Annotated in this window: 26 protein-coding genes; 13 read left to right on the top strand and 13 right to left on the bottom strand. The window is 63.5% G+C overall.

Annotation, left to right across the window (positions count from 1 at the left end):
* Positions 1–26: 26 nt before the first annotated feature.
* From JKV55_RS16080 to JKV55_RS16035, 10 genes are all read right to left on the bottom strand, one after another.
* The gene (locus JKV55_RS16080) at positions 27–863 is read right to left on the bottom strand and encodes an HpcH/HpaI aldolase/citrate lyase family protein (RefSeq protein WP_202087821.1); all 837 of its coding nucleotides are present in this window, start codon (positions 861–863) and stop codon (positions 27–29) included.
* Between the two features lie 344 nt (positions 864–1207).
* Positions 1208–2149: a catechol 1,2-dioxygenase gene (gene catA / locus JKV55_RS16075; RefSeq protein WP_202087820.1), complete on the bottom strand. Its 942-nt coding sequence runs from the start codon at positions 2147–2149 to the stop codon at positions 1208–1210.
* A 55-nt stretch (positions 2150–2204) separates the two neighbouring features.
* On the bottom strand, positions 2205–2495 hold the full coding sequence (gene catC / locus JKV55_RS16070) for a muconolactone Delta-isomerase (RefSeq protein WP_202087819.1): 291 nt from the start codon (positions 2493–2495) through the stop codon (positions 2205–2207).
* A gap of 36 nt (positions 2496–2531) precedes the next feature.
* Positions 2532–3668: a muconate/chloromuconate family cycloisomerase gene (locus JKV55_RS16065; protein WP_202087818.1), complete on the bottom strand. Its 1137-nt coding sequence runs from the start codon at positions 3666–3668 to the stop codon at positions 2532–2534.
* Positions 3669–3714: 46 nt separating this feature from the next.
* The gene (locus JKV55_RS16060) at positions 3715–4776 is read right to left on the bottom strand and encodes an NADH:ubiquinone reductase (Na(+)-transporting) subunit F (RefSeq protein WP_202087817.1); all 1062 of its coding nucleotides are present in this window, start codon (positions 4774–4776) and stop codon (positions 3715–3717) included.
* Positions 4777–4785: 9 nt separating this feature from the next.
* Entirely contained in the window at positions 4786–5148 is a 363-nt protein-coding gene (locus tag JKV55_RS16055) for a phenol hydroxylase subunit P4 (RefSeq protein ID WP_202087816.1), read from the bottom strand.
* 54 nt (positions 5149–5202) lie between these two features.
* Positions 5203–6708, bottom strand: a complete 1506-nt coding sequence (locus JKV55_RS16050) for an aromatic/alkene/methane monooxygenase hydroxylase/oxygenase subunit alpha (RefSeq protein WP_202087815.1) — start codon at positions 6706–6708, stop codon at positions 5203–5205.
* Positions 6709–6722: 14 nt separating this feature from the next.
* Positions 6723–6992: an MmoB/DmpM family protein gene (locus JKV55_RS16045; RefSeq protein WP_202087814.1), complete on the bottom strand. Its 270-nt coding sequence runs from the start codon at positions 6990–6992 to the stop codon at positions 6723–6725.
* Positions 6993–7005: 13 nt separating this feature from the next.
* Positions 7006–7992, bottom strand: coding sequence for an aromatic/alkene monooxygenase hydroxylase subunit beta (locus tag JKV55_RS16040; protein WP_202087813.1), 987 nt, complete (start codon positions 7990–7992; stop codon positions 7006–7008).
* A 26-nt stretch (positions 7993–8018) separates the two neighbouring features.
* On the bottom strand, positions 8019–8318 hold the full coding sequence (locus tag JKV55_RS16035; RefSeq protein ID WP_202087812.1) for a phenol hydroxylase subunit: 300 nt from the start codon (positions 8316–8318) through the stop codon (positions 8019–8021).
* Positions 8319–8656: 338 nt separating this feature from the next.
* Here JKV55_RS16035 and JKV55_RS16030 point away from each other — a divergent pair, with 338 nt between their 5' ends.
* Positions 8657–10360 carry a sigma-54-dependent Fis family transcriptional regulator gene (locus JKV55_RS16030; RefSeq protein WP_202087811.1) on the top strand — a complete coding sequence of 568 codons (1704 nt, stop codon included), beginning with the start codon at positions 8657–8659 and terminating at the stop codon, positions 10358–10360.
* 30 nt (positions 10361–10390) lie between these two features.
* Here JKV55_RS16030 and JKV55_RS16025 read toward each other — a convergent pair whose 3' ends face one another.
* Together JKV55_RS16025 and hmpA are read right to left on the bottom strand one after the other, a co-directional pair.
* Positions 10391–11293 (bottom strand): SphA family protein, encoded by a 903-nt coding sequence (locus JKV55_RS16025; protein WP_202087810.1) that lies wholly within the window; start codon positions 11291–11293, stop codon positions 10391–10393.
* Positions 11294–11572: 279 nt separating this feature from the next.
* The gene (gene hmpA / locus JKV55_RS16020) at positions 11573–12769 is read right to left on the bottom strand and encodes an NO-inducible flavohemoprotein (RefSeq protein WP_202087809.1); all 1197 of its coding nucleotides are present in this window, start codon (positions 12767–12769) and stop codon (positions 11573–11575) included.
* 206 nt (positions 12770–12975) lie between these two features.
* Between hmpA and JKV55_RS16015 the strand changes: the two genes are divergently transcribed.
* Positions 12976–13566, top strand: a complete 591-nt coding sequence (locus JKV55_RS16015) for a DUF4202 domain-containing protein (RefSeq protein ID WP_202087808.1) — start codon at positions 12976–12978, stop codon at positions 13564–13566.
* A gap of 9 nt (positions 13567–13575) precedes the next feature.
* Here JKV55_RS16015 and JKV55_RS16010 read toward each other — a convergent pair whose 3' ends face one another.
* The gene (locus JKV55_RS16010; protein WP_202087807.1) at positions 13576–14556 is read right to left on the bottom strand and encodes an AraC family transcriptional regulator; all 981 of its coding nucleotides are present in this window, start codon (positions 14554–14556) and stop codon (positions 13576–13578) included.
* A gap of 300 nt (positions 14557–14856) precedes the next feature.
* On the opposite strand from JKV55_RS16010, the gene antA reads away from it, so the two are divergent.
* From antA to dmpE, 11 genes are all read left to right on the top strand, one after another.
* Complete coding sequence (gene antA, locus JKV55_RS16005) at positions 14857–16245, top strand: anthranilate 1,2-dioxygenase large subunit (protein WP_202087806.1); 1389 nt, start codon at positions 14857–14859, stop codon at positions 16243–16245.
* A gap of 3 nt (positions 16246–16248) precedes the next feature.
* Positions 16249–16734, top strand: a complete 486-nt coding sequence (gene antB / locus JKV55_RS16000; RefSeq protein WP_202087805.1) for an anthranilate 1,2-dioxygenase small subunit — start codon at positions 16249–16251, stop codon at positions 16732–16734.
* Positions 16735–16751: 17 nt separating this feature from the next.
* Positions 16752–17765 carry an anthranilate 1,2-dioxygenase electron transfer component AntC gene (gene antC, locus JKV55_RS15995; protein ID WP_202087802.1) on the top strand — a complete coding sequence of 338 codons (1014 nt, stop codon included), beginning with the start codon at positions 16752–16754 and terminating at the stop codon, positions 17763–17765.
* Between the two features lie 39 nt (positions 17766–17804).
* The gene (locus JKV55_RS15990) at positions 17805–18713 is read left to right on the top strand and encodes an acetaldehyde dehydrogenase (acetylating) (protein ID WP_202087800.1); all 909 of its coding nucleotides are present in this window, start codon (positions 17805–17807) and stop codon (positions 18711–18713) included.
* Positions 18714–18726: 13 nt separating this feature from the next.
* Positions 18727–19758, top strand: a complete 1032-nt coding sequence (dmpG, locus tag JKV55_RS15985) for a 4-hydroxy-2-oxovalerate aldolase (RefSeq protein ID WP_202087798.1) — start codon at positions 18727–18729, stop codon at positions 19756–19758.
* Positions 19755–20546: a 2-oxo-3-hexenedioate decarboxylase gene (gene dmpH, locus JKV55_RS15980; RefSeq protein WP_096779772.1), complete on the top strand. Its 792-nt coding sequence runs from the start codon at positions 19755–19757 to the stop codon at positions 20544–20546. The genes dmpG and dmpH overlap by 4 nt, the downstream gene beginning before the upstream one ends.
* A 67-nt stretch (positions 20547–20613) precedes the next feature.
* Positions 20614–20805 carry a 2-hydroxymuconate tautomerase gene (gene thmT / locus JKV55_RS15975; protein ID WP_202087792.1) on the top strand — a complete coding sequence of 64 codons (192 nt, stop codon included), beginning with the start codon at positions 20614–20616 and terminating at the stop codon, positions 20803–20805.
* A 179-nt stretch (positions 20806–20984) separates the two neighbouring features.
* Positions 20985–21326 carry a 2Fe-2S iron-sulfur cluster-binding protein gene (locus JKV55_RS15970; protein ID WP_202087791.1) on the top strand — a complete coding sequence of 114 codons (342 nt, stop codon included), beginning with the start codon at positions 20985–20987 and terminating at the stop codon, positions 21324–21326.
* A 5-nt stretch (positions 21327–21331) separates the two neighbouring features.
* A complete protein-coding gene (locus JKV55_RS15965) occupies positions 21332–22255 on the top strand; it encodes a catechol 2,3-dioxygenase (RefSeq protein WP_202087790.1) in 924 nt (307 codons plus the stop codon).
* Between the two features lie 115 nt (positions 22256–22370).
* On the top strand, positions 22371–23831 hold the full coding sequence (locus JKV55_RS15960; protein WP_202087789.1) for a 2-hydroxymuconic semialdehyde dehydrogenase: 1461 nt from the start codon (positions 22371–22373) through the stop codon (positions 23829–23831).
* A 9-nt stretch (positions 23832–23840) separates the two neighbouring features.
* On the top strand, positions 23841–24626 hold the full coding sequence (gene dmpE / locus JKV55_RS15955) for a 2-oxopent-4-enoate hydratase (protein ID WP_202087788.1): 786 nt from the start codon (positions 23841–23843) through the stop codon (positions 24624–24626).
* The last annotated feature ends 10 nt before the right edge of the window (positions 24627–24636 follow it).

The following is a 24636-nucleotide window of genomic DNA, read 5'->3' as shown; positions in this document are numbered from 1 at the left end:
TTGTTGCGGGCGCCGCCGGCGGGCGCCTACTCTTCCGCCACTTGCTGCAGGATGCGCCTGGCCCGGGCCATGACGGGGGCATCCACCATATTGCCCCGCACCGCCACCACGGCGCCGTTCACCCTCCGTTCCGCGTCCAGTATGCGCCAGGCCCAGGCGACCTGGGCCTGGGTGGGCACCATGGCCTCTTGCGCCGGCCCCACCTGCTTGGGGTGGATCAGCAGTACGCCGCCGAACCCCAGCCGCATGGCCTGGCGGGCATAGTTCATCAGCCCCTCCTGGTCGTGGATGGCGGTGTAGATGGCATCCAGCGGCGCCGCCAGGCCGTGGGCGCGGGACGCCATCACCAACTGGCTGCGGGCGAACAGGAAGGCCGACTCGTCGTGGGGCTCGCCTTCCGGCGGCGGGTAGTCCATGCCCAGATCCACCGCCAGATCCAGCTTGCCGAACAGCAGCCGCCTCACCCCGGTGGCGGCGGCGATGTCATCGAGGCGGGCGAAGGCCAGGGCCGACTCGATAAAGGGCAGCAGCGGCTTGTCGGTGAGGTTGGCCAGCTCCGCCAGGGCGTGCGGGTCTTCGGCCTTGGGCACCACTATGGCGGCGATGGCCGGGGAGCGGCAGAGCAGGGTGTCCTGGGTGAACCAGGGGCTGCCGGTGCCGTTGATGCGCACCAGCACCGAGGCGGGAGGCCGAGCGTCCAGCCAGCCGGCCAGGGTGGCGCGGGCGCCGTCCTTCTCCGCCGCCGGCACCGCGTCTTCCAGATCGACGATAACGGCGTCGGCGCCGGCATTCAGCGCCTTCTCATAGCGTTCCGGCCGGTTGGCCGGCACGAACAACAGGGTTTGCAGAGCGTTGATATCCATAAAAAGCCCCAGTAATCCGGGCCCTCGGCCCGGGGATCCGCAAGGAGACTTCTATTTAGACCATGGGCGGTGCTGCTGTAAACAGCCGGATTGGTGTTGTGCGATCGGCGCTGCTGTTTGACCTCCGCCTGGAACCTGTTTGAGATCTTTTGTAGCGGGTTAGAAGGGGGGATAGCAAGGCCGGCTGCTACCGCGCCGAGGATCTGTGTGTCGAGTCGGTCCGGTTGGCGAGCCTATGAGTCACATCCTCTGTTTATCGAGGTCATCATGGCGGTTGATGGTGGCTGGAATGATCGACCGGCCTCTCGGCCGGTCGACTCCCTGCCCGCTGCTCAAGTGGACTATCAGGTGTCGGCTTGTGCCAGCACGCGCTGACGTTCGTGCATGGTCTGTCGATCCTGCCTGTCGGTAGACACCAGCCGGATGTTGAATTCCACCTCGGTGACCGGACCGGTCACGCCATGGCGCTCGCCTGCCGCTGAATGGGCTACCGGGCGTGCTTCCACCACCAGCTCATCGCGCGTGGCAAAGGCGAAATCGTCATAGGTGTATTTATCGCCGGCCAGGTTGATCTGGGTGGTCAGGTGCTTGTAACCGGGGGCCGAGATGAAAAAGTGGATGTGTGCCGGGCGCTGACCGTGACGACCCAGCCGGGTAAGCAGGGCCTGGGTCGAGCCCTCGGGCGGGCAGCCGTAGCCGGACGGGATGATGGACTGTGCCACGTAGCGCCCCTCGGCGTCGGTCTTGATGCGACGGCGCAGGTTGTATTCGCTTTGCGAGGCGTCGAAGTAGGAGTAGGCGCCCTTGGTGTTGGCGTGCCATACATCGACGATGGCATTGGCCAGCGGCTGATTGTTTTCGTCGGTGACCACCCCCTTGAGCAACATGATCTCGGCACCGGTCTCGGTACCGTCGTCCAGGCGGGCGAAGCCCTCGCTCATTGGCGCGCCGGCCACGTACAGCGGACCTTCGATGGTGCGCGGGGTACCTCCGGTCAGGCCGGCTTGCTCGTCTTCGGCATCCATGCGGATGTCCAGGTACTTGTCCATGCCCAGACCCGGGGCCAGCAGGGCGGCTTCGCCGTTTTTACCCAGCTCGTTGAGGTAGTACACGGCACTCCAGAACTCTTCCGGAGTAATGTCCAGATCTTCGATGATCTGAAATACATCGTGCACCACACGGTGGATGATGGTCTTGACTCTGTCGTGACCACCGGACCGATCGAATCCTGCTACTTTTTCCAGCAGCTCGATGACTTCTTGAGTTTTCATGGTTTTGACTGACATTGCTTTAGCTCCTTGCGGGTTTGTGACTTGTTTGGTTGTGGAATAGGACCGATGGTTAGCGGTCGTCCTCGTGAATGGACGAGGGATGCCGGCACAAGGGGGCAACACCGATGTCCATATAAGGGAACAGGGGCAGCCCGCTTATCAGCTCCTGCAGTTCGGCGTTATCGGCCACATCGAAGATGCTGACGTTGGCGTAGCTGCCGGCTATCCGCCACAGGTGGCGCCACTTGCCCTGGGTCTGCAGCGCTTGGGCGTAGGCTTTTTCCCGCGCCTTGATGTCGGCAATCACGTCGGCCGGCAGGTCATGGGGGATAGTTACCTTCATCTCGACTTTAAACAGCATGATTCCTTCTCCGTCTGAACATCTTTGCGTCGGTGTTTATTTCCGGCGGTACTCATTTTTTCTGCTGTAGTAGGCCAGCTTGTCTTCATCTATCTCCATGCCCAGACCGGGACCGGCGGGCAGTTCGACGCCGTTGTCATGAAAGTTCAATCGCCTGACCACGATGTCGTCCTTCATCAGCAGCGGGCCGAACATCTCGGTGCCCCAATGAATTTTTTCGAGCGTGGACCAGGCATGCAGCGCGGCAACGGAGCCGATGGTGCCTTCCAGCAAGGTGCCACCATAGAGGCCGACCCCTGCCGCACTGGCCACGGTCGCTACTTCCAGCGCCTGGAGCGGCCCTCCTGCCTTGGCGATCTTCAGGGCTACCGCGCCGGAAAAACCGGCGGAGGCCAGGCTGAACATGTCGGAGGCATCGGCCACGGCTTCGTCGGCCAGAATGGGAAGGTGGAACTTTTCCGAGAGGCGCACCAGCGCCGCCAGATCCGTCATCGGGGTCGGCTGCTCGACCAGGTCGATGCCGGCCGCCTGCAGCTCGGCCATGCCTTTGGCGGCGGTCGCTTCATCCCAGGCCTGGTTGACGTCGACCCGTACGCTGGCGCTGTCGCCCACGGCGGCCTTGATGGCCGCCACATGGCGCACGTCGTCCATCAGCGCGCGGGCACCGATCTTCAGTTTAAAATCGCAGTGCCGCCTGGCCGCGATCAGGCCCAGGGCTTCATCGATATCTTTTGCGGTATCGCCGCTGGCCAGGGTCCAGAGTACGGGAATATGCCGCTGTACGGCGCCGCCCAGAAGGTCGGAAACCGGGCGGTTCAGGCGCTTGCCCAGCATATCCAGCAAGGCGGTCTCGATGGCGGACTTGGCCAGGTTGTTGCCACGGGTGTGGCGATTCAGCCTGACCCTCAGGGAGTTGATGTTGTCTGCCGGCTGGCCGAGCAGCAGGGGAGCCAGATAGGTATCTATGGTCAGCTTGACGCTTTCGGGGCTTTCCGGGCCGTAGGCCAGGCCGCCGATGGTGGTGGCCTCCCCCAGCCCTTCGAGACCGGCAGAGTCTTTCATCCGTACGATAACCATGGTCTGGACGCCCATGGTGGTCATGGACAGCTGGTGCGGGCGTATGGTCGGGATGTCGACCAGGATGGCCTCAACAGACTGAATAGTTGCCGGCATGTCGTCTCTCCTGTTTGCTTTTTAATCTCTTCATGGCCATTTTTCCCTATATACGCTTGAACAGGGCGGAGCGGGGCTGCTCCTGGGCGCCGTCGGCGGCGGTGAAGAACCGCTCCATATGGATGTCCCGCTCGAACAGCCGGCTCTGCATCAGGGTGGTGATGGCGGCGTCGATCATCGGCGGCGGCCCGCACAGGTAGGCCTTGTTGCCGCCGCAGCGCTGCTCGAAATGCTCGGCCACCGCCTCATGCACGAAGCCGGTAAAGCCCTGCCAGTCGTCCTCCGGCAGCGGGGCGTTGAGCGCCGGTATGTAGTGGAAGTGGTCGTGCTCGGCGGCCAGTTGCTCGAACAGCGCCCGGTTGTAGAGTTCGGCAACGTTGCGCGCGCCCTGGAACAGGTAGAGGGGGCGGCGGTCGCCCTCGGCCAGCAGATCCAGGATCATCGACTGGGGGCTGGACAGGCCGGAGCCGCCGGCGATGAAGATGGCGCCCCCCTCGTCGGACTTGCGTACGAAGAACTGGCCATAGGGGCCGGAGAGGCTCAGCCGGTCGCCCACCTCGAGCTGCTCGTGCAGCCAGGTGGTGGCGGCGCCGCCCTCGACCTTGCGCACATGCAGCTCTATCTCCCGTTTGGCGGCGGGCGGGTTGGCCAGGGAGAAGGCACGGCTGCCGGTTACCCCGGGCACCTGCAGGTTGATGTACTGGCCGGCCTGGAAGACCATGTCCCGATCCAGCTCGATGCGGATGCCGCGGATGGTGGGGGAGAGGGCGGTGATCCCGGTGACCGTGCCCTGGTAGTCCTGCACCGGATGGCCGGCGAAGTCCGGATCCACGTCGATGTCGGCCTCGATCACCAGATCGGATTCGGGCTTGCAGCAGCAGGCCAGCACCTTGCCTTCTTCCCGCTCCACGTCCATCAACGCGAAGGGCGAGGCCTCGCCCACGTCGGCGAAACCGTCGACCACCTGTACCTTGCAGGTGCCGCAGGTGCCGTGGCCGCAGGCGAAGGGCAGCCACACTCCCTGGCGCAGGGCCGCGTCCAGAATGGTCTGGCCCTCTTCCACCTCGATCACGTCGCCGGTGGGCTCTATGGTGACTTCGTAGCTCATAACGCCTCCTTAAACGCCGGTGCCCTTGTAGCCGTTCAGGCCCGGGGTCTTGAACCGCAGCAGGGATTTGTGATCGAAGCCCAGCTGCTCCAGGGGCTGCTCCCGGGTGGGATGCAGCGGCTCGCCGTTGAGCCGCCACTGCACCCGGCTCCAGTCGATCTGTTCGAAATCCGGGTGCTGGCCGAAGCCTTCCGGCATCACCTTGTCCAGCAAATCGCCGAAGCTCATGGCCGGGGACAGGGGAAAGGTCTTGGCCGAGCAGAACAGCAGGTGCTGATCCCAGCCGATGTACACCAGGATGTTGCCGCCGAAGTTGGCCCGGGCGTCCCTGACTTCACCCTTGTAGTCTTGCTTGAGTGCGATAACCGCCATAATGACTGTCTCCTTGTAACGGGGCCCTGTCCGGCCCCGGTTGATGGGCCCGGGTCAGGCCACGCCTTTCCACTGTTTCCAGCGGCGCTCGTCGGGCGAGTCCTTGATGTCCATGTTGTCGGCGCCGATGTTCATGCGGTAGTAGTCGCTCAGCACCTCCTCCAGGCCGGGGCCGCCGCAGTTGCCCTGCAGTATCTGGTGCACCGGCAGCCAGGACTGCACGAACTTCTCGGGCTCGTCGCAGAAGATGTCGTGGCAGCCGTCGGAGCACATGTGGTAGCGCTCGCCCTCGTGCAGGACGGAGCGGTAGCTGATCTGGCCCGGGTCGCTGTCCATCTCGGTAAAGGTCATGGGCACCTGGCACACCTGGCACAGCTGGGGCAGGCCGTTGCTGTAGAAGCGCTTGCCCTCGGCCTCCATCTTCCTGGCCAGCTCCCAGCGCGGGCGGTAGTACCTGTCGAAGGTGTCCGGGTACTTCTCGCTCAGCCAGTCCAGCTCCTCGTCGGTGGGGATCCAGGTGTGGAAACCGGCGGCGTGGCCGAAGTTGTAGAAGATCCACCAGGCCTGGTGGGAGATGTGATCCTTCTCCTTCTCGATCACTTCGCTGTACTTGGGCATGCGGATACCGTAGCGGGCCAGATCCTTGAACAGGGCGCCACCGGCCTCCTCGAAGTACAGCTCCCAGGCCTCCTTCCAGGACATCACCTTGTTGGGCAGCATGTAGTCCATCATCATGGCGACGATGGACAGCAAGCGGGTGCCGCGCCAGAACCACTTGTCGATCCACTTCTGTACTATGGGCAGGTTGTCTTCGTGTTGCTCCAGCAGGAACTTGATGATCTCCAGCCCCAGGGTCATGTGGCGGGCCTCGTCGGACTGGGCGCTGAAGCCGAAGGTGACGGTGGCCATGTCGCCGTTATGGGCGGCGCCGGACATAAAGGGCACGAACAGCAGGTTGGTCAGCACGTATTCGAACGAGAAGCTGATCGCCAGCAGGAACTCGAAGGGACCGGCGGAGCGGGCGTCCTCGAAGAAGGACTTGGGCACCGACAGGTACCACACCCGGTCGTGCATGTGGGTCCAGTCCTGGAAGCCGTCGAAAAACTTGTTGTAGTGGCTCATGGCGTGGATCTGGGTCTGCACATGGCGCAGCTCGTCGATGGACTGCATCTGGCAGGCGATGCGCGCGCCTATGCCGCCGAACTGGCGCCCCACGTGGGCGTAACCCTGGTACGCCTGGTATTCCAGCGGGCTGACCCCGGTGAGGAAGATCTTGATGGCGTTGACGTAGCGCGGATCCGAGATGTTGAGCTGGCCATTGTTCTGGGCGAAGGCGTCGAAGATGGCGTACAGCTTCTTCTCCTTCTCGGCCTGGTATTTCCAGTAGGCGTCCATGGTCAGGCGGAAGGGATCTTCCCACTTCGACCAGTCGGTGATCTTGATGCCTTCGAACTCCTCGAAGGGAAAGGCGTCCTTGCGGTCCTGGTAGGAGAATTCCCAGTCCAGATCCCGGGTCAGCAGACGGTATTTGTCCTTGATGTTCAGTTTTTTCGCAGCCATGAGTCGTTCCTCCCTTAGCTGTTCCAGCTCAGCGTGAGCCGATCGTCGTCTTCGTCCACGTTGCCGCCCAGGGTGATCAGGTTGAGGTGCAGCTCCTGCACGTCCCAGTCCCGGCCCAGCTTGTCCTCGACGGTGGCGCGTTGGATCACCAGCCGATCCTCGTTTTCGATGCGGATCATCGCCGGCTGATGGTGGATGGTGGCCCCGGGGTTGTCTTCCTCGATGGCCTCGACTATGTAGCGGGACAGGTCGTTGTCCTGCAGGGCGAGATAAACCTTTGACATTGTCTTGCTTCCTTTACTGGTTGAAGCCGGCTTTGGCGATGCGTTGGTCGAGTTCGGCGAGGGCGGCATCCAGGGCGCCTTCGCCCAGCATCTCCCTGGCCAGGGGCGCCAGGGCGTCGGCGGCCTTGCCCCGCCAGCGCTCGGCCCATTGCCGCAACTGTTGGCGGTTGTGCTCGCTTTCGCCGGCGGAGACCTTGAACTGGCTGTCGCTCCAGCGGGCCAGATCCTTGTGGCAGTCCTGCATGAATTCGGTGAGCAGGCCGAGATCGCGACCGCCGTTGGCCACCAGCCAGGCGTCGAACCGGCGGTAGAACAGCTCATTGAGCAGGGTATCCAGCACCAGGGCCTGGGCCAGGAACAGCTCGAACCAGTCCTTGGTGACCAGGGTTTCCTCGCACAGGGCGCGCACCCCCTGCCAGGCCGGATCGCTCATCCAGTGCGCCTTGGCCCGGGCCAGTGAATCGCCGCTGTTGTCGTCCAGCAGCAGGCCGATGCGGGACAGGTACTGGGCCATGCCTAAGCGATCCATGCCGGCGAACATCTGGGCCTGGGTGATGGCGGTGCCGTAGCCGTAGTCGGCGCCGTACATATGATTGAGGTTGGCGGCCTGCTCCACATGGCGCAGGGGCAGCAGGAAGCGGGTGACGGCGGTCCTTAGTTCGTCGCCCAGGTTGGCGGCCAGCTCGCGCTTCTCGAAGAAGGCGTAGTTGTTCTCGGCGCCTTCCTGCATGCGGGCCCGCTGCTGCACATAGGCGCCGTAATAGAACTGGCGCGGATCCCGGAAGCTGTACCAGTCCGCCATCTCGATGGCGGTGCGGCTCTTGTCGTTGAGTTCCTTCTCCGGCTGCCACAGGGGGCGGTAGTGGAAGTTGGTCTCGGCCTGCACATCGTAGGTGGCTTCCTGGTAGCGGGTCGCCGGCTTGTCGCCGAAACGGCGGCTGATGTTGGCGAAGGTCTGGCGTATCGGCTCCACCGATGCGGTTTTGATTTCCAGTGTCATCTTGCTTACTCCTTGCGGGGGATTCGTTACTGGGCCTGGTCGCGGTTGCGGCTCATCAGGGTTTCTTCGCCGTAGCGCCACTTGTCCAGCTCGGCGTCGATGGCCTCGGTCTGCTCCCGGGTCATGGCCACTACCTGATTGGTGGCGCAGAAGGTCTCGAAGGCGTCCCGCGGCAGTACCAGCTCGACGAACAGGCCGGGATCGTTGATGGCGAAGTCGAACTCGACGAAGCGGGCATCCGGGCGACTTCGCACGCGGATATATTTGGTCAGCTCGCTTGCCGGGGCGGCGACGTCTTGCCCTGGTTGTGTCCGGGTGGCACTCATCCTTAAAACTCCTGCAGCTTGTTTACGGTGCGTAACCTTTAATTAACTTCTGTCTTGGTAGAGCAACGCCTGTGCCAGGCTGGGTGAAATGATGGTGTGTTTATTTATTTGTTTGATTTATAAGAATTTATTTTTATTTCTTCGTTTCAGTAAGGCGAGGGTTGGGAGCCGGGGACGAGGAGGGATTTGATCATTTGATTAGTTTTGTTGTTTTGGTGTTAATTATTTGAGCAATTGATAACAGGGGGCGGGCCCCATACACTAGCCGGCAAGACTGGTGGCCAGGCATTGCCTTCGAGGGAAGGCGTGATGGCCATGGACAGGGAGTGAAGAGCCCGATGCGAGATCTCGAAAACCTGAATATCCCCGAAACCGGCGATCTGATCGCGGGCATCCGCTTCGATGGGGAGCAGGGCAAAATCTGGTTCAACGAGCAGCGCATGCTGCTGATCCACGCCAGCGTGATGGGGTTGCTGCGTAAGGAGCTTATCGAAACCCTTGGCGTGCAGCGGGCCCAGCGCTTCCTGATGCGTTTCGGCTATCACTCCGGTATGAGGGATGCCGAAATCGCCCGCAAGCTGCGCCCCCATATCGCCCGGGAAGAGTGCTTTATGGCCGGCCCCCAGATGCACGGCATCCGGGGCATGGTCAAGGTGGTGCCCACCCGGCTGGAGCTGGACATGGACTCGGGCCACTTCCTCGGTGAGTTCGACTGGTTCAACTCCTACGAGGCGGACGTTCATCAGAACGAGTTCGGCCAGGCCGAGGAGCCCATCTGCTGGACCCTGCTCGGCTATGCCAGCGGCTACACCAGCTACTTCATGGGCCGGACCATCATCTACAAGGAAGTGAACTGCGTGGCCATGGGCGACGAGCACTGCAGCATCGTCGGCAAGCCGGCCCAGGAGTGGGAAGACCAGGCGGAAATCGAGAAATTCATGCTGCCGGATCCGGTGGCGGAAGAGCTGTTCGCGCTCAGGAGCGAGCTGGTCAAGCTGCGCGACAGCGTGGGTGACGAGTCCGAAGACGATTACCGGGTATTCAACTCCATCGGCCAGTCGTCCGCCTTCAGGCAGGTGTGCCGGCTTATCCAGCGGGCCTCCCACAGCCGGGTGACGGTGTTGCTGCTGGGGGAAACCGGGGTCGGCAAGGAGGTGTTCGCCCGTGGCCTGCATGTGGCCAGCGACCGGGCCGACAAGGCCTTCGTGGCGGTGAACTGCGCCTGCATACCGCCGGATCTGATCGAGGCGGAGCTGTTCGGGGTGGAGAAGGGTGCCTATACCGGTGCTACCCAGAGCCGGGAGGGCAAGTTCGAGCGGGCCGACGGCGGCACCATCTTCCTGGACGAGGTGGTGGAGCTGTCGCCCCGGGCCCAGGCCAGCCTGTTGCGGGTGCTGCAGGAAGGCGAACTGGAGCGGGTGGGGGATGTGCGCACCCGCAAGATCGATGTGCGGGTGGTCACCGCCACCAACGAGGATCTGCAGCAGGCGGTGCGGGAAGGGCGATTCAGGGCGGATCTCTTCTATCGGCTGAACATCTTCCCGGTACATATCCCGCCGCTGCGGGAGCGCAGGGAAGACATACCGCTGCTGGTGCAGCATTTCCTCAATCGCTACCAGGCCATGTACAACAAGCGCATCCTGGGGGTGACCGACAAGGCGCGGGAAGCCCTGCTGGCGTACGACTGGCCGGGCAATATCCGCGAGCTGGAAAACCTGATCGAGCGCGGTATCATCCTCACCGACAACAACAACGAGATAGAGGTGTGCAGCCTCTTCCCCACCTTCAAAGACAGCGCTTCGGCGGTGGGCAAGGTCCGTCAGGACGGCTCGCTGCAGGAAACGGCCGACACCGAAGACGGCGACAGGGAGGCCTGGTGCGCCCAGCTGCTGACCGAGGACTTCAGCCTGGAAAACCTGGAGCAGAGCCTGATCCGCCACGCCCTCAAGGCCGCCGAGGGCAACGTCTCCAGGGCCGCCCGCATCCTGGGCCTGACCCGGCCGGCGCTGGCCTATCGCATGAAGAAGCTGGAGCAGGAATAAGGGGAGCCGGCGTGGGCCGGCTCCCGCGCCTTAAAACACCTTGGTCAGGGTCAGGCGGAACAGATCACCACTGGGGCCGTTCTTCACCTGGTACTCGTTAAGGTAGGCGGCGTTCAGGCCCAGCATCAGCGAGGGCCAGAAATAGCCGGCCTCCACCCCCAGGGCGTGTTTTTCGGCCTTGCCGGCCGGCGCGCCCTTGCTGTTTTCCAGCTGCCAGGCATCGTAGCCGACCAGTCCCAGCTCCAGGCCGTTGTCCAGCCGCTTGCCGATGCCCCATTCCACCAGCCAGCTGTCGCCCGGGGTGATGCCGGTCTCGTCCTGTTTCGACTTGATCTCGTAGCGGGAGAGAGCGGAAGCGGACCAGCTCTTGGCGGCGTCGAAGTGATAGGTGCCGCCCAGGGTGAGCATGGTGGTCTTGTAACCCTTGCCGATGGAGGCGGGCTCGGTGCTGCTGTAGTCGCCGGTATCCAGCCAGATCCCGGCGGCGAACACCGCGTCCCACTGCTGGCCGTGCCAGCCCAGCACCAAGGGGCCGATAAAGATGTCGCCCACGCCGGATTCCTTGCTGTTGGCAAAGTCGAAGTCGTTGCGCTGCACCGGAATGATGGTTTCGAAGCCGTAATCGGCGCCGAGCAGCTGTTGCTCGGTAATGTGGATAAAGCGGTTGGCCAGGGCGGTCACATTGCCCTTGAGTGGGGCCGTGTCGCCATTGGGCAGTTTGATTTCGTCAAAATCGTAGTGTACCAGATAGCCCCGGTAATAGGTGCCGGCGGGCGGCACCACCGGGCCCTTGAGGCCCTCCACCCCGGGCACATAGTGGCCGTTGGCGGCCAGGGCCGGGCCGCACAGGGTGGCCAAGGCCAGGGTGGCCGCTTTAAGCCGCCGGCTATGTTTGGGTTTGTTTCCCGGTATGGTTGCGCATGCCAGTGTCATAACTTCTCCTTGTTGTTTGAAGGGATGCTTGAGCAGGCCTAGTGGCATGCTCAAGCATCTCTGCTGTGTTGGTTTCCAGCGATGGCACAAGATGCCGTTAACCTTTTATCAACATCTGTGCCACTTTGATGGTGATCTTAATTCATTGTTTTAAAAGTTCTTTTTTATTTTCCGGAAAGAGGGATAGGGCGGTAGGTGCTGAAATGATGAAGTGGCGGGCGAGGGATTGATGAAATGATAACGCCGCCATGCCACAGGGAGTGGCATGGCGGCGGGCCCTCAGAGCTGTTGGTGTGGGCCGAACACCTCGTAGTGCAGCTGCTCGTCGGCGATGCCCCAGGCGGACAGGGTGTCCTTGACCATGGCCATAAAGGGCAGGGGGCCGCAGAAGTAGTAGTGGGCGCCGGGCAGCAGGATGCGCTCCTTGACCTTGTTCAGATCCATCAGGCCGGCGGCGTCAAAATCTTCCGCCGGGCGATCCCGGGCGGCGGGCTCGCGGTACCAGACGTGGGTCTCCAGGTTGGCGTGGGCCTGGCGGCGTTGTCGGATATCGTCACCAAAGGCGTGCTGGGCGCCGTTCTCGCAGGCGTGCAGCCAGTGGATGGGCGCCGGGTGGCCTTGCCTGAGCAACTGATCCAGCATGGCGCGCATCGGGGTCTGGCCCACGCCGCCGGAGATCAGCACCACAGGGGTGTCTGCCGTTACCGCCATAAAGAAGTCTCCCGCCGGCGGCAGCAGCTGCAGCACATCGCCTTCCTGTACATGATCGTGCAGGAAGCTGGAGCCGGTGCCGCCGGGCTCGCGCTTGACCGCGATACGGTAATCCCGGCCGTTGGGAGCCTGGCACAGGGAGTACTGGCGGTATTCCTGGTGGGCCAGTTCGGCCGCATCCAGGTGCAGGCTGAGGTACTGGCCGGGCAGGTAGCCGGCCACAGCGCCGCCGTCGGCCGGGACCAGCAGGAAGCTGGTGATCTGCCCGCTCTCGGCCCGCTTTTCCTTCACCACAAAGGCACGGGTGCCGCGCCAGCCGCCGGTTTTGCTCTCGTTGGCCCGGTAGATCTGCTCTTCCCGGCCGATGAAGATGCCGGCCAGGGCGCCGTAGGCCTGGGCCCAGGCGTCGATCACCTCGGGGGTGGCCGCGTCCGGGGCCAGTTCCTTGATGGTTTCCAGCAGGTGGTGGCCGACGATGTCGTACTGGGCCGGCTGGATGGCGAAGCCGGTGTGCTTGTGGGCGATGCGCTCCACCGCCGTGGCCAGCACCGCCGGGTTATCGATGTTTTTGGCATAGGCCAGCACGGCGGCAAACAGGGCCGCCGGCTGACGGCCGGACGCCTGGTGACTCAGGTTGAACACGTCCTTCAGCTCCGGGTTGTCGCGGAACATGCGCCGGTAGAAGTGCTCGGTCAGGGCGGTGTTGGCCGACTCCAGCAGGGGAATGGTGCTCTTGATGATGTCGATGGTGCGGGCGTCCAGCATCTTGCTTCTCCGTTTTAATTGATATGTTAAATGCAACTTTTCGCGCATCTTATAGGTACATTTGATATGCATCAATAAGATCCTGCGGCTTTTATGCATGGTCCGGCCAGTGGGGAAGCGGAGAAAACGGCATTTGTCCTTTGCAATTGTGGGCTTAGCGACAACAATACTGTTATTTGCCCACGATCAACGATAAGGACGCCCCCATGACTCAAGACTCCCGCCTCCAGCTGGTGCTGAACGCCATCGACGCGGAAAACCGCCAGGATCCCCACCAGGAGCAGGCCGACGGCCAGAGCTGGCCCAAGGAATACCTCTACAGCCTGCGTATGAGCGAGCAACTGGCCCGATTTGCGCCGAACGCCTCCGAATTGCTGCAAATCGCCGCCCGGGCCCAGCACATCCGGCGCTGGACGGTGCCCCGTACCGACTACCCCATGGACAGGGCCGGCTACAAGCACTGGCGCACCGATCTGGCGAAATATCACGGCGAACTCACCGCCAAACTGATGGAAAATGCCGGTTACGGCGCAGAGGAGCAGGAGCGGGTGAAGGCCCTGCTGCTGAAGAAACAGCTCAAGCGCGACGACGAGGTGCAAACCCTGGAAGACGTGATCTGCCTGGTGTTTATCCACTATTACCTGGAAGACTTCGCCACCAAGCACGAAGAGGAAAAGCTGCTCGACATTATCCGCAAGACCTGGGGCAAGATGTCGGAAGCGGGCCACGCCACCGCCCTCAAGGTGTCGCTCAGCCCGCCGGTACAGAGCCTGGTAGGCAAGGCCCTGGCGGCCTGAGCCGGGCGCTCAGCGCCTGGCCTTGCCGAAGGTGGCCGAGGGCAGCTCGCCGAAGCGCTGCTGGTAGTCCTTGGCGAAGCGGCCCAACTGGGTAAAACCGCAGTCCATGGCGATGCTGGAGACGCTTTCTCCGGCATCGGCCTGCTGCAGGCGCCGGCGCACTTCCTCGTAACGCAGGTTGCGAAAGTACGCCACCGGCGAGCAGCCGTAAACCTGGTGGAAGTCCTTGTACAGCCGTTCGCGCCCGATGCCCACCAGTTGTTCAAAATCCGACAGGTTCAGCGATTTATCCAGATTTTCCTGCATCATGACTTCCAGTTCGTGCAGATAGGCGGGCCTGTTGAGTTGCCGGTCTTCCAGCTCGCGGGAATAGTTGTGCGGCTGGGCATAGAGCAGGCCGGTGATCAGGGTGTCCTGGAAAGAGGCCCAGACGTGGGGAAAGTCGAACAGGCTGCTCTGGTTTTGCAGCATGCCCTGCAGGGTGGCGACCGTGTTCCACCAGTCGCCCATGCCCTCGTTCAGCCTTATCCCCGGCTCGAAGATCACCGGCTTGGTGATTTCCCGGTGCAGCAGCGACGCCAGCTTCTGCTCTACCGCGGTGCGGGAGATGCGCACCAGCTGCTTGCGGCAATCGGCGCCCAGTATCAGGCTGACCGGATGGCCGGGGGAAATGATTAAACCCAGTTCAGGGTTGGATTCAATCCTGTCCTTTTTGTGTTCGACATACTGACTGCCGGCCAGCGGCAGGCTGATGCTGTAGCTGTGCAGCAGATCCTGGGTTTTGACATGGGCGGCGGTGGAATATTCAATCACGCCGAAGGAGAGCTGGCCCAGCACGGCGCCCTGGTGGCGAAACAGCAGCTCGTTGGGCTTTAGAATTTCCAGATCGTGGGGGCCGCAGACGCTCCTCATCCAGTCGCGGGCCGAACTGATGCTGTTCAGCTCCGCGGCCAGAAATTGTCGCTGTACCCTGTGGTGGTACTGGCTCATGGTATTCCCTCTCGGACAGTGCTTCCAGCCTCGTCATCGCCGGCATCCGGCCGTGATGAGTTAATGATTTTTTATTTTTTTAACATCTGTTTTACGCGGCATCTTGGGCTCTTTACCCGCGGCTGTCAACCAAGGGCGGGCAGGGGGCGTCGGCTGACACCGGCATTATGAAGCTCACTCCGATTAACAATTTAGATCCATAAAAACTGCATATCGTTAACCCGAAAACTGAATATTGCCCCTTTCCCCGAAGCGCTAGATTGGCAGCCATGGCAATCAGGTTCAAAAGGAGAGGACCCCATGAGCACCCAGAGAAACTTGGCCCAGTGGCAAGCATTCATCGAGAGCAGCCTGGACTTTCGTCCCGATGATGGCGTGTTCCGCGTCGCCCGGGACATCTTTACCGACAAGGCACTGTTCGATCTCGAGATGGAACTGATTTTCGAGAAGCAATGGATCTTTGCCTGCCACGAAAGCCAGATCCCCAACCCCAACGACTTCATCACCATGCAGGCCGGTCGTCAGCCGATGATCATCACCCGCGACGGCAAGGGTGAGATCCATGCCCTGGCCAATACCTGCCAGCACCGGGGCGCGACCCTGACCCGGGTGTGCAAGGGCAACCAGTCCACCTTTACCTGCCCCTTCCACGCCTGGTGCTACAAGTCCGATGGCCGCCTGGTGAAGGTAAAGGCGCCCAGCGAATACCCCGCCGATTTCGACAAGTCCCGCCGCGGTCTGAGCCAGGCGCGCATCGCCAGCTACAAGGGCTTCGTCTTTATCAGCCTGGACACCGAGTCCACCCTGAGCCTGGAAGACTTCCTCGGCGACACCCGCCTGTTCTTCGACATGATGGTGGAGCAGTCCGCCACCGGCGAACTGGAAGTGCTGCCCGGCCAGTCTACCTATACCTTCAACGGCAACTGGAAGCTGCAGAACGAAAACGGCCTGGACGGTTACCACGTCAGCACCGTGCATTACAACTATGTCAGCACGGTGCAGCACCGCCGCGAGCTGGAAGCCCAGAAGCAGGGCGGAACCGGCGACACCCTGGACTACAGCAAGCTGGGGGCCGGCGATAAGGACACCGACGATGGCTGGTTCTCCTTCCGCCATGGCCACAGCCTGCTGTTCAGCGACATGCCCAACCCCGAGGTTCGCCCCGGTTACCGGACCGTGATGCCGCGCCTGCTGGAGCAACTGCCGGAAGAGCGGGCCAGGTGGACCATGCACCGGCTGCGCAACCTGAACATCTACCCCAGCCTGTTCTTTATGGATCAGATCAGCTCCCAACTGCGCATCATCCGCCCGGTGGCCTGGAACAAGACCGAGGTGATCAGTCTTTGCCTGGGCGTGAAGGACGAGTCGGCCGCGGATCGGGAAAACCGCATCCGTCAGTTCGAGGATTTCTTCAACGTCTCCGGCATGGGTACCCCCGACGATCTGGTGGAGTTCAAGGAGTCCCAGCGCGGTTTCGAGGCCCGCATTTCACCCTGGAGCGACATTTCCCGGGGTTACCAGACCTGGCAATACGGCGAGACCCCCAACAGCAAGGTGCTGGGCATCCAGCCCGCGATCACCGGGGTCGAGTTCACCCACGAAGGTCTCTATGTGAACCAGCACGGCGCCTGGCAGCAGATGATGCGGGAAGGACTGAAGAAGAAAAAAGCACGTCAGGAGGAGGTGTAAGCCATGGAACATCAACTGTCACTCGAGCAGTTTCTTTACCGGGTTGCCGAGTATTGCGACAACCAGGACTGGGACAACTACCTGGAGCAATTCGCCCCCGAATGTGAATTCCACATTCCCCAGTGGGACAGCGAGCACAGCTACACCCAGGATCCCAAGCGGGAAATGTCGCTGATGTACTACCCCAACCGGGGCGGCATCGAAGACCGGGTGTTCCGCATCCGCACCGGCAAGTCGGCGGCCTGCACCCCCATGCCGCGTACCCTGCACCTGATCGACAACCTGCGCTACCGGCAGGAAGAAGACGGCCGGTTCCTGGTGAAGGTGAACTGGGTCACCCATTACTACCGTTTCGGTGAAAGCCACCACTTCTTCGGCACCGCCAATTACCGGCTGCGTCGGGAAGGGGGCGACTGGAAGATCACCTACAAGCAGTCCATTTTGCTGAACGACAAGATTGATTCGGTACTGGATTTCTATCACGTCTAACTTGGGCCGAGGTTGTTATGTCTTATTCTGCCGCCATCGTTTTCCGTGATGGAAACACCCGCTTCATCGAGGTGAAGCCAAACGAACTGCTGATGGATGCCGCCCTGCGCCAGGGCGTCAAGCTGCCGGTCGACTGCCGGGAAGGGGTTTGCGCCACCTGCCGCGGACGCTGCGAGTCCGGCGAGGTCGAGCTCGAGTACGTGGATGACGAAGCCCTGAGCGAAAAGGAACTCGAGGCCGGCCATATCCTGGCCTGCCAGACCCGCCTGACGTCATCCGGCTCCTTCTATTTCGATGTGGACTCCACCCTGTGCAGCGTGTCCACCGAGCTGTTTGAGGGCACCGTCAGCGCCTTCAAACAGGTGTCGGACGCGGCTGCCCTTATCGAAATCAAGCTGCAAGGCGAGGGCGGTCGGCTCAAGTACCTGCCCGGGCAGTATGCGCGGGTACAGGTGCCGGGCACGGATGAGTGGCGGGCCTATTCCTTCGCCAACCACTCGACGGCAGAAGGTTTTGTCCGTTTTCTGATCCGCCTGCTGCCGAGCGGGGTAATGAGCGACTACCTGCGCCAGCGCTGCCGGGTGGGCGACGCTATTCGCTTCGAGGCCCCCATGGGCGCCTTTTACCTGCGAGAGGTGGAGCGCCCCCTGCTGATGGTGGCCGGCGGCACCGGCCTGTCCGCCTTCCTCGCCATGCTGGAGCGGCTGGCGGAGCAGGGCGACTGCCCGCCCGCCATCCGCCTGTGCTACGGCGTGACCCAGGATCAGGATCTGAGCGAGCTGGAGCGGCTGGACTCCTTCAGGGAAAAGCTGGCCGACTTCGACTACGAGGTCATCGTGATGAAGCCTTCCGAGCACTGGCAGGGCAAGCGCGGCGTGGTATGCGACCTGTTCGACCAGGACTTTTTGCAGCAGCCCTTCGACGCCTACCTGTGCGGGCCGCCGCCGATGATCGACGCCACCCAGACCTGGCTGGAAGCCACCCCCGTGGCCGAACACCGGCTCTACTTCGAAAAATTCGTGTCCAGCTGATCCGGCGCCATGGTCACAACGCATTCTGGAGATCTACCAATGAACAAACTCAAGGCGGCCATCATAGGCCCGGGCAATATCGGCACCGACCTGCTGATGAAGATGCTGCGCTCCGACTGGATTGAGCCGGTGTGGATGGTGGGCATCGACCCCACGTCGGAGGGCCTGAAGCGTGCCAGCGAGATGGGCATCAAGACCTGCGACACCGGCGTCGACGGCCTGCTGCCCCAGGTGCTGGCGGACGACATCCGCATCGCCTTCGATGCCACCTCGGCCTATGTCCACGCCGAGAACAGCCGCAAGCTCAACGAACTGGGGGTCATCATGATTGACCTGACCCCCGCCGCCGTCGGCCCCTTCTGCGTGCCGCCGGTCAACCTCAAGCAGCACGCCGCCCGGCTCGAGATGAACGTCAACATGGTCACCTGCGGCGGCCAGGCCACCATCCCCATGGTGGCCGCCGTCAGCCGGGTGCAGCCGGTCGCCTACGGCGAAATCATCGCCACCGTCGCCTCCCGCTCGGTCGGCCCCGGCACCCGCCAGAACATCGACGAGTTCACCCGCACCACCGCCGGCGCGGTGGAGTCGGTGGGCGGCGCCCGCCAGGGCAAGGCCATCATCATCATCAACCCGGCCGAGCCGCCGTTGATGATGCGCGACACCGTGCACTGCCTGGTGGACGGCGAGCCGGACCAGGCCGCCATCACCCGCTCGGTGCTGGACATGGTCGAGCAGGTGCGCCAGTACGTGCCCGGCTACACCCTGGTCAACGGCCCGGTGTTCGACGGCAACAAGGTCTCCATGTTCATGGAAGTGGCCGGCCTGGGCGACTTCCTGCCCACCTATGCCGGCAACCTGGACATCATGACCGCCGCCGCCCTGCGCACCGCCGAGCTGTTCGCGGAAGAAGCGGCCAACGGCGCCATTACGTTGCCGGCCCGGGGCTAAGGAGACAAGCGAGATGAACCTGAAAGACAAGAAGGTCGTGCTGCACGACATGAGCCTGCGCGACGGCATGCACGCCAAGCGCCACCAGATTTCCCTCGAGCAGATGGTGGCCATCGCCACCGGCCTGGACCAGGCCGGCATGCCGCTGATTGAAGTGACCCACGGCGACGGCCTGGGCGGCGCCTCGGTCAACTACGGCTTCCCCGCCCATTCCGACGAGGACTACCTCAAGGCGGTGGTGCCGCGGATGACGCAGGCCAAAGTCTCGGCCCTGCTGCTGCCCGGCATCGGCACCGTCGACCACCTGCGCATGGCGCGGGACCTCGGGGTGAGCACCATCCGGGTGGCCACCCACTGCACCGAAGCGGACGTGTCCCAGCAGCACATCGGCCTGGCCGCCAAGCTGGGCATGGACACCGTCGGCTTTTTGATGATGGCGCACATGGGCAGCCCGGAGAAGATCCTGGAGCAGGCCCGGCTGATGGTGGACTACGGCGCCAACTGCATCTACGTCACCGACTCCGCCGGCTACCTGCTGCCCGATGACGTGACCGCCCGCCTGGGGCTGCTGCGCGCCGAGCTGCCGGCGGCGGTGGAGCTGGGCTTCCACGGCCACCACAACATGGGCATGGCGGTGGCCAACTCCCTGGCCGCCATCGAGGCCGGTGCCGTGCACATCGACGGCTCGGTGGCGGGCCTGGGGGCCGGCGCCGGCAACACCCCGCTGGAAGTGCTGTGCGCGGTGCTCGACCGGCTGGGCGTCGATACCGGCATCGACCTGTACCGCATCATGGACGTGGCCGAGGACCTGGTGGTGCCGATGATGGACCAGCCCATCCGCGTCGACCGGGATGCGCTGACCCTGGGCTACGCCGGCGTCTACTCCTCCTTCCTGCTGTTCGCCCAGCGCGCCGAGGCCAAGTACGGCGTGTCCGCCCGGGACATCCTGGTGGAGCTGGGCCGTCGCGGCACCGTCGGCGGCCAGGAAGACATGATTGAAGACCTGGCCCTGACCCTGGCCAAACAACAAGGACTAAAACGATGAGCAAGCTGACCCAAGCACAGATTGAGCACCTGGCCGAACACCTGGAAACCGCCGAGCTCGAGGCCTATGAGGTGACCAAAATCACCGACGACTACCCCGAGATGAGCTACCAGGATGCGTTCGACATCCAGTGGGAAATCCGCCGCCGCAAGGAGGCCCGGGGCACCAAGATAGTGGGCATGAAGATGGGCCTGACCTCCTGGGCCAAGATGGCGCAGATGGGGGTGGAGCACCCCTGCTACGGCTTTCTGGCCGACTACTTCAGCGTACCGGACGGCGGCGACATCAAGTTCGACGAGCTTATCCACCCCAAGATTGAAGCCGAGCTGGCCTTCGTCACCAAGGCGGAGCTGAAGGGCCCGGGTTGCCACATCGGCGACGTGCTGCGCGCCACCGACTTTGTGCTGCCGGCGGTGGAGGTGATCGACTCCCGCTACAAGGACTTCAAGTTCGACCTGAAAAGCGTGATTGCCGACAACTCCAGCTCCAGCCGTTTTATCACCGGCGGGCGCATGGCCGAGGCGAGCGAGCTGGACCTGAAAACCCTGGGGGTGGTGATGGAAGTCAACGGCGAAGTGGTGCAGACCGGCGCGGGCGCGGCGGTGCTGGGCCACCCGGCGGCCTCGGTGGCGATGCTGGCCAACATGCTGGCCGAGCGCGGCGAGGTCATTCCGGCGGGCAGCTTCATCATGATTGGCGCCATCACCGCGGCGGTGCCGGTGCAGAAGGGCGACAGCTTCGTGGTGCACTACCAGGGGCTGGGCAGCATCAGCGGGCGGGTGGTGTAACACCGCCGCGACCGCCAGACAGCGCGATAACGTGACAAACAACAGAGCCACATAAGGAGACGCCGCCATGCCGATAGTCCTGGTGAACATGATGGAAGGGCGCAACGACGCCCAGAAGGAAGCGGTTATCGAGGAAGTGACCGCCGCCCTGGTGCGGGCGCTTGATGCGCCGCGGGAGTCGGTGCGGGTGCTGATTAACGAGCTGCCCAAACAGCACTTCGGCATCGGCGGCCAGTCGGCCAAAAAGCGGGGGCGTTAGCCGCGATTGTCACCCCACTTACTGGAAGGGGATGGCGGGCTCAGCCAAGCCGACCGTTGGCGCCATGGATGGCGCTGTCGAGCCCCCAGGGAGGGGTTCACGGCGAGTCGGCGTGCTGAACCCGCCAGCCCCGGACACTGACTGCAAGCCCGATAGCAAGCAAACCACAGGAGGCCAGGATGCCCCACTACACCATCACCCTGCACCACCCGGATAAGCCGAGCGAGCAGTTCCGGGTCGCCCCCGGGCAAAGCCTGCTCGCCGGGGCCGAGGCCGGGCTCTCGCGGCCGGTGCCGGTGGGCTGCCGCGGCGGCGGTTGCGGGCTGTGCCGGGTGCGCATCCTGCAGGGCCCCTACCAACGGCAATGCATGAGTCGCCGCCACGTCAGCCTTGAGCAGGCCGAGCAGGGCTACGCCCTGGCCTGCCGGGTGCTGCCCGAGGGCGACCTGGATATCGAGCTGGCCACCCTACCTGGATACCCCGGTGGCCCGGCTTTGCAATGGACATGGATAAAGGAGTAAGGACGATGAAAAAAGGTGTAATCCGCCCCGGCCACGTGCAACTGCGCGTGATGAACATGTTTGAGGCCCTGGCCCACTACCGGGACCTGCTCGGCCTGATTGAAACCGACCGGGACGACCAAGGCCGGGTCTACCTCAAGGGCTGGACCGAAGTGGACCAGTTCTCGGTGGTGCTGCGCGAGGCCGACGAGCCCGGCATGGACTTTATGGCATTCAAGGTGCTGGACGAGGCCACCCTCGACCGCCTGCACCAGGACCTGCTCGCCTACGGCGTGGCGGTGGAGGACATCCCCGAAGGCGAACTCAAGGGTTGCGGCCGCCGGCTGCGTTTCACCGCGCCCACCGGCCATGCCTTCGAGCTGTTCGCCAGCAAGGCCCAGCCCGGCCGCTACGGCATCGGCAACCACAACCCGGAAGCCTGGCCCCGTGACCTCAAGGGCATGAAGGCCCAGCGCTTCGACCACTGCCTGCTGTACGGCGACGACCTGGACGGTACCTTCCAGCTGTTCCACGAGGTGCTCGGCTTCGACCTGTGCGAGCAGGTGCTGACCCCTGACGGCGAGCGGGTGGCCCAGTTCCTCACCGTGTCGATGAAGTCCCACGACGTGGCCTTTATCAAACATGCGGAGAAGAACAAGTTCCACCACGCCTCCTTCTTCCTGGAAACTTGGGAAGACGTGCTGCGTGCCGGCGACCTGATTTCGATGACCAACACCTCCATCGACATCGGCCCCACCCGCCACGGCATCACCCATGGCCAGACCATCTACTTCTTCGACCCCTCGGGCAACCGCAACGAGGTGTTCTGCGGTGGCGACGCCTTCTACCCGGACCACCCGCCCATTACCTGGGACGCGGACAAGCTGGGCAAGGCCATCTTCTACCACGACCGCCAGCTGAACGAGCGCTTCCTGACCGTGCTGACTTGAGCTGGAAGCGAGAAGCTTGAGGCTGGAAGCCAGAAGCTGGAAGTCAATACCGTCACTCCCGCGCAGGCGGGAGTCCAGGCCCCGGCGCCGGGGCAATCCATGACGAGAGCAACACATGAACGAATTCAAGCACTTTATTAACGGCGAGTACGTCGCTTCCGCCAGCGGCAAGACCTTCGACAGCCGCTGCCCGGTGGACAACAGCCTGATTGGCCGGGTGCACGAGGCCGGCCGTGACGAGGTCGATGCCGCCGTGCGCGCCGCCAGGGCCGCGCTCAAGGGCCCCTGGGGCAAGCTCACCCAGGCCCAGCGCACTGCCCTGCTGCACAAGGTCGCCAACCGCATCAACGAGCGTTTCGACGAATTCCTCGAGGCCGAGTGCCGCGACACCGGCAAGCCCTACAGCATCGCCAGCCACATCGACATCCCGCGCGGCGCCGCCAACTTCACCGCCTTCGCCGAGACCCTGGCCAACCACCCCACCGAAGGCTTCCGCCTGGACACCCCGGACGGCAAAGGCGCGCTCAACGTCGGCCACCGCAGCCCCAAGGGGGTGATTGCCGTTATCTCCCCCTGGAACCTGCCGCTGCTGCTGATGACCTGGAAGGTGGGCCCGGCCCTGGCCTGCGGCAACACCGTGGTGGTCAAGCCGTCGGAAGAAACCCCCGCCACCACCACCCTGCTGGGGGAGGTGATGAACGAGTGCGGCGTGCCGCCCGGGGTGTTCAACGTGGTGCACGGCTTCGGCCCCGACTCCGCCGGCGAGTTCCTCACCACCCACCCGCTGGTGGACGCCATCACCTTCACCGGCGAGACCCGCACCGGCGAGGCCATCATGAAGGCCGCCGCCGTGGGCCTGCGCAACATCTCGCTGGAGTGCGGCGGCAAGAACCCCGGTATCGTGTTCGCCGACTGCGACCTGGAGAAGGCGGTGGAGGGCACCATGCGCTCGGCCTTCGTCAACTGCGGCCAGGTGTGCCTGGGCACCGAGCGGGTGTACGTGGAGCGGCCCATCTTCGACGCCTTCCTGACCCGGATGAAGGAGGAAGTGGCCAAGCTGAAACTCGGCCGGCCGCAGGACCCGCAGGCCAACTTCGGCCCGCTGGTGAGCCAGGAGCACCGGGACAAGGTGCTGTCCTACTACCAATTGGCGGTGGAGGAGGGCGCCACCGTGGAAATCGGCGGCGGCATCCCGGACATGGGGCCCGAGCTCAACGGCGGCGCCTGGGTCGAGCCGACCATCTGGACCGGCCTGAGCGACGACGCCCGGGTCATCCGCGAGGAAATCTTCGGGCCCTGCTGCCACATCCGGCCGTTCGACCGCGAAGAGGAAGTCATTGCACTTGCCAACGACACCGACTACGGCCTGGCCGCGGCCATCTGGACCGAGAGCAGCAGCCGGGCGGTGCGGGTGGCGGAGCAGATGGAAGCTGGCATCGTGTGGGTGAACAGCTGGTTCCTGCGTGACCTGCGCACCGCCTTCGGCGGCGCCAAGCAGTCCGGCATCGGCCGGGAGGGCGGGGTGCACGGCCTGGAGTTCTACACCGAGCTGAAGAACATCTGCATCAAGCTGTAAGGAGCGACCATGAACCAGGAACAGATTATCCACCACGGCGACGAGCTCTACCGGGCCCTGCGCCAGCGCGAGCCCCTGGCGCCGCTCACTCGCCGCGTCGAGGACATCAGCATCGACGATGCCTATCACATCTCGCTGCACCTGCTCGACCGCCGCCTGGCCGACGGCGAGCGGCTCATCGGCAAGAAAATCGGCCTTACCTCCAAGGCGGTGCAAAGCATGCTCAAGGTGGACCAGCCGGACTTCGGCTTTCTCACCGACGCCATGGTGTACAGCCAGGGCCAGGAAGTGCCCATCAGCCAGCAGCTTATCCAGCCGCGGGCCGAGGGCGAAATCGCCTTTATCCTCAAGCGCGACCTGATGGGCCCGGGGGTGACCGCCGCCGACGTGCTGGCCGCCACCGAGTGCGTGCTGCCCTGCTTCGAGGTGGTGGACTCGCGCATCGAGCACTGGCAGATAAACATCCAGGACACCATTGCCGACAACGCCTCCTGCGGGGTGTTCGTGCTGGGCGACACCGCGGTGAGCCCGCGCAAGCTCGACCTGGCCACCTGCGGCATGGTGGTGGAAAAGAACGGCGCCATCATCAGCACCGGTGCCGGGGCGGCGGCCCTGGGCAGCCCGGTGAACTGCGTGGCCTGGCTGGCCAATACCTTAGGGATGCGCGGCATCGGGCTGAAGGCGGGCGAGGTGATCCTGTCCGGCGCCCTGGTGCCGCTGGAGCCGGTGCAGGCCGGGGACTACCTGACGGTGTCCGTCGGCGGCATCGGCAGCGCCTCGGTGCGCTTTAGCTGAGTTCCTTGTG

Origin of the sequence: Zobellella iuensis (genome assembly GCF_016746085.1) — a bacterium.
Classification (GTDB): domain Bacteria; phylum Pseudomonadota; class Gammaproteobacteria; order Enterobacterales; family Aeromonadaceae; genus Oceanimonas; species Oceanimonas iuensis.
The sequence above is the reverse complement of the archived record's forward strand: the minus strand, read 5'-3'. Positions and strand labels throughout refer to the sequence as shown.

Bases quoted from the DNA above. Each gene is read 5' to 3' on its own strand.
- catA (WP_202087820.1), bottom strand. From the start codon at position 2,149: ATGTCAGTCAAAACCATGAAAACTCAAGAAGTCATCGAGCTGCTGGAA.
- antA (WP_202087806.1), top strand. From the start codon at position 14,857: ATGAGCACCCAGAGAAACTTGGCCCAGTGGCAAGCATTCATCGAGAGC.
- JKV55_RS15960 (WP_202087789.1), top strand. From the start codon at position 22,371: ATGAACGAATTCAAGCACTTTATTAACGGCGAGTACGTCGCTTCCGCC.
- JKV55_RS15965 (WP_202087790.1), top strand. From the start codon at position 21,332: ATGAAAAAAGGTGTAATCCGCCCCGGCCACGTGCAACTGCGCGTGATG.
- JKV55_RS16025 (WP_202087810.1), bottom strand. From the start codon at position 11,293: ATGACACTGGCATGCGCAACCATACCGGGAAACAAACCCAAACATAGC.
- thmT (WP_202087792.1), top strand. From the start codon at position 20,614: ATGCCGATAGTCCTGGTGAACATGATGGAAGGGCGCAACGACGCCCAG.
- JKV55_RS16065 (WP_202087818.1), bottom strand. From the start codon at position 3,668: ATGCCGGCAACTATTCAGTCTGTTGAGGCCATCCTGGTCGACATCCCG.
- JKV55_RS16080 (WP_202087821.1), bottom strand. From the start codon at position 863: ATGGATATCAACGCTCTGCAAACCCTGTTGTTCGTGCCGGCCAACCGG.
- JKV55_RS16010 (WP_202087807.1), bottom strand. From the start codon at position 14,556: ATGAGCCAGTACCACCACAGGGTACAGCGACAATTTCTGGCCGCGGAG.
- antC (WP_202087802.1), top strand. From the start codon at position 16,752: ATGTCTTATTCTGCCGCCATCGTTTTCCGTGATGGAAACACCCGCTTC.
- dmpG (WP_202087798.1), top strand. From the start codon at position 18,727: ATGAACCTGAAAGACAAGAAGGTCGTGCTGCACGACATGAGCCTGCGC.
- JKV55_RS16030 (WP_202087811.1), top strand. From the start codon at position 8,657: ATGCGAGATCTCGAAAACCTGAATATCCCCGAAACCGGCGATCTGATC.
- dmpE (WP_202087788.1), top strand. From the start codon at position 23,841: ATGAACCAGGAACAGATTATCCACCACGGCGACGAGCTCTACCGGGCC.
- JKV55_RS16045 (WP_202087814.1), bottom strand. From the start codon at position 6,992: ATGTCAAAGGTTTATCTCGCCCTGCAGGACAACGACCTGTCCCGCTAC.
- catC (WP_202087819.1), bottom strand. From the start codon at position 2,495: ATGCTGTTTAAAGTCGAGATGAAGGTAACTATCCCCCATGACCTGCCG.
- JKV55_RS15990 (WP_202087800.1), top strand. From the start codon at position 17,805: ATGAACAAACTCAAGGCGGCCATCATAGGCCCGGGCAATATCGGCACC.
- JKV55_RS16050 (WP_202087815.1), bottom strand. From the start codon at position 6,708: ATGGCTGCGAAAAAACTGAACATCAAGGACAAATACCGTCTGCTGACC.
- antB (WP_202087805.1), top strand. From the start codon at position 16,249: ATGGAACATCAACTGTCACTCGAGCAGTTTCTTTACCGGGTTGCCGAG.
- JKV55_RS16015 (WP_202087808.1), top strand. From the start codon at position 12,976: ATGACTCAAGACTCCCGCCTCCAGCTGGTGCTGAACGCCATCGACGCG.
- JKV55_RS15970 (WP_202087791.1), top strand. From the start codon at position 20,985: ATGCCCCACTACACCATCACCCTGCACCACCCGGATAAGCCGAGCGAG.
- dmpH (WP_096779772.1), top strand. From the start codon at position 19,755: ATGAGCAAGCTGACCCAAGCACAGATTGAGCACCTGGCCGAACACCTG.
- JKV55_RS16035 (WP_202087812.1), bottom strand. From the start codon at position 8,318: ATGAGTGCCACCCGGACACAACCAGGGCAAGACGTCGCCGCCCCGGCA.
- JKV55_RS16040 (WP_202087813.1), bottom strand. From the start codon at position 7,992: ATGACACTGGAAATCAAAACCGCATCGGTGGAGCCGATACGCCAGACC.
- hmpA (WP_202087809.1), bottom strand. From the start codon at position 12,769: ATGCTGGACGCCCGCACCATCGACATCATCAAGAGCACCATTCCCCTG.
- JKV55_RS16055 (WP_202087816.1), bottom strand. From the start codon at position 5,148: ATGGCGGTTATCGCACTCAAGCAAGACTACAAGGGTGAAGTCAGGGAC.
- JKV55_RS16060 (WP_202087817.1), bottom strand. From the start codon at position 4,776: ATGAGCTACGAAGTCACCATAGAGCCCACCGGCGACGTGATCGAGGTG.